This is a genomic window from Azospirillum sp. TSO35-2, from assembly GCF_003116095.1.
Lineage (GTDB): Bacteria > Pseudomonadota > Alphaproteobacteria > Azospirillales > Azospirillaceae > Azospirillum.
In genome coordinates, this window is the sequence record NZ_LGRA01000003.1 from 1 (window position 1) to 3,086 (window position 3,086).

Below are 3,086 nucleotides of genomic sequence, written 5' to 3' on the forward strand. Positions count from 1 at the left end.
GCCCTGCTGCTGACCGTGCCGCTGGTCGGCCTGCGCACCGTCGACCGCCCGACCGGGCTCGGCATCGAGGCGCGGCCGGAGGAGGTCGTCGCCTCGCTGGTGCTGGTGTTCTTCGGCCGCCTCGGCCTCGGGCTGATCCGCCAGGGCCTGGCGCTGCCGATCCTGCTGCTGGCGCTGCTGTGCGCCGGCGTCGGGCTGGTGCTGCCGATGCCGACCCAGGTGCTGCGGCTGGTGCTGGTGCTGGGCGGCGGGGTGATCGCGCTGCGCGCCGCCGCCACGGTCGCCACCGGCCGCTCCAAGCTGTCCCAGGCCGAGCGCGACCGCCGCATGGACCGCGTCGCCGCCAAGGTCCAGCACGCCAGCCGCTACATCGCCCCGGTCGCCATCGCCTTTGCCGTCATCCTGCCGATGACGCCGCTGGCCGACCGCATGCTGCTGGACATCGGCATCCTGCTGCTGACCTACATCATGCTGGGCTGGGGGCTGAACATCGTCGTCGGCCTGGCCGGGCTGCTCGACCTCGGCTACGTCGCCTTCTACGCGGTCGGCGCCTATTCCTACGCGCTGCTGGCGCATTACTTCGGGCTGAGCTTCTGGGCCTGCCTGCCGCTGGCGGGGCTGCTCGCCGCCTGTTCGGGCGTGCTGCTCGGCTTCCCGGTGCTGCGGCTGAGGGGCGACTATTTCGCCATCGTCACGCTGGGCTTCGGCGAGATCATCCGCATCATCCTGGTCAACTGGTACCAGTTCACCGGCGGCCCGAACGGCATCTCCGGCATCCCGCGGCCGAGCTTCTTCGGCATCGCCGACTTCTCGCGCACGCCGGCCGAGGGCATGGCCGCCTTCCACGAGCTGTTCGGGCTGGAATTCTCGCCGCTGCACCGCATCGTCTTCCTCTATTACCTGATCCTGGCCCTGGCGCTGGTGGTGAACGTCTTCACGCTCAGGGTGCGCAAGCTGCCGCTGGGTCGCGCCTGGGAGGCGCTGCGCGAGGACGACATCGCCTGCGCGTCGCTGGGCATCAACCGCACCAACATGAAGCTGGCGGCCTTTGCCATCGCGGCGATGTTCGGCGGCTTCGCCGGCTCCTTCTTCGCCACCCGCCAGGGCTTCATCAGCCCGGAGAGCTTCACCTTCATCGAGTCGGCGATCATCCTGGCCATCGTGGTGCTGGGCGGCATGGGCAGCCAGATCGGCGTGGTGGTCGCCACCCTGCTGGTGATCGGCCTGCCCGAGGCGTTCCGCGAGCTGGCCGACTACCGCATGCTGGCGTTCGGCGCCGGCATGGTGGTGATCATGCTGTGGCGCCCGCGCGGCCTGCTGGCCCACCGCGACCCGACCATCCTCCTGCATGGCGGCAAGAAGATGCCGGCCCCGGCGGGAGCCGCGAAATGAGCGCCGTCATGCCCCACACCACGATGACCGAGAAGCCCCTGCTGACCGTCGAACACCTGACCATGCGCTTCGGCGGTCTGGTGGCGAACAACGACGTCTCGTTCGAGGCGCGGGCCGGCGAGATCACCGCGCTGATCGGCCCGAACGGCGCCGGCAAGACGACGCTGTTCAACTGCGTCACCGGCTTCTACACCCCCACCGTGGGGCGGCTGACGCTGCGCCACCCGGGGGGCAAGGAGTTCCTGCTGGAGCGGATGCCGGGCTACCGCATCGCCCAGCTGGCCGGGGTGGCGCGCACCTTCCAGAACATCCGGCTGTTCAGCGGCATGAGCGTGCTGGAGAACCTGATCGTCGCCCAGCACAACAAGCTGATGCGGGCCTCGACCTTCGCCATCGGCGGGCTGCTGGGCCTGCCGGGCTACCGCCGGGCCGAGCGCGAGGCGGTGGAGCTGGCGAAATACTGGCTGGACCGGGTGCGGCTGACCGAGTTCGCCGACTGGGAGGCCGGCAACCTGCCCTACGGCGCCCAGCGCCGGCTGGAGATCGCGCGGGCGATGTGCACCGAGCCGGTGCTGCTGTGCCTGGACGAGCCGGCGGCCGGGTTGAACCCGCGCGAGTCGGGCGAGCTGGCCGAGATCCTGACCTTCATCCGCGACGTCCAGACCCCGCAGGGTCACCGCACGGGCGTGCTGCTGATCGAGCATGACATGAGCGTGGTGATGCGCATTTCCGACCATGTGGTGGTGCTGGACTATGGCCGGAAGATTTCCGACGGCGACCCGGGCCACGTGAAGAACGACCCGGCGGTGATCCGCGCCTATCTGGGCGAGGACGAGGACGCCGCCCTGCCGCCGGAGATCGCCGCCGATCTGCAGGCCGCTCCGGCCGCCGTCCAGAAGGGGGCGTGAGCCATGACGATGCTGAAGGTATCGGGGGTGCACACCTTCTACGGCGCGATCGAGGCGCTGAAGGGGATCGACATCGAGATCGGCGCCGGCGAGATCGTCTCGCTGATCGGCGCCAACGGGGCGGGCAAGTCGACGCTGCTGATGACGATCTGCGGCAGCCCGCGGGCGCGCCAGGGCCGGGTGATCTTCGAGGGCGAGGACATCACCGACCTGCCCACCCACGAGATCGTGCGGCGCGGCATCGCGCAGTCACCCGAAGGCCGGCGGATTTTCCCGCGGATGACGGTGCTGGAGAACCTGCAGATGGGCTCGATCGTGGCGCAGCCCGGCAGCTTCGAGCGCGAGCTGGAGCGGGTGCTGACGCTGTTCCCGCGTCTGAAGGAGCGGATCAACCAGCGCGCCGGGACGATGTCGGGCGGCGAGCAGCAGATGCTGGCGATCGGGCGGGCGCTGATGAGCCAGCCGCGCCTGCTGCTGCTGGACGAGCCGAGCCTGGGCCTGGCGCCGCTGATCGTGAAGCAGATCTTCCAGGTGATCGCGGAGATCAACCGGGAGCAGAAGATGACGGTGTTCATGGTGGAGCAGAACGCGTTCCACGCGCTGAAGCTGGCGCACCGGGCCTATGTGATGGTGACGGGCAAGATCATGATGACGGGGACGGGGGCGCAGCTTCTGGCCGACCCGGAGGTGCGGTCGGCCTATCTGGAAGGGGGGCACTGAGATGGAGACGCTGCTGGGGTCGTCGCTTCCGGTGTTCGTGTTCCTGACGCTGCTGGTGTTCGGCGG

The 3,086-nt window shown here is 69.5% G+C and carries 3 protein-coding genes; all 3 read left to right on the forward strand.

The genetic code is table 11. The features are described 5' to 3' along the window. Positions 1-1,392 (forward strand): high-affinity branched-chain amino acid ABC transporter permease LivM (livM, locus tag TSO352_RS00630; RefSeq protein ID WP_282183821.1); only part of this gene is annotated, 1,392 nt, incomplete at its 5' end. Beyond that, positions 1,389-2,300, forward strand: coding sequence for an ABC transporter ATP-binding protein (locus TSO352_RS00635; RefSeq protein ID WP_109105475.1), 912 nt, complete (start codon positions 1,389-1,391; stop codon positions 2,298-2,300). The genes livM and TSO352_RS00635, both read left to right, overlap by 4 nt. Before the next feature lie 9 nt (positions 2,301-2,309). After that, entirely contained in the window at positions 2,310-3,020 is a 711-nt protein-coding gene (locus TSO352_RS00640; protein WP_109105477.1) for an ABC transporter ATP-binding protein, read from the forward strand. Positions 3,021-3,086 lie beyond the last annotated feature (66 nt).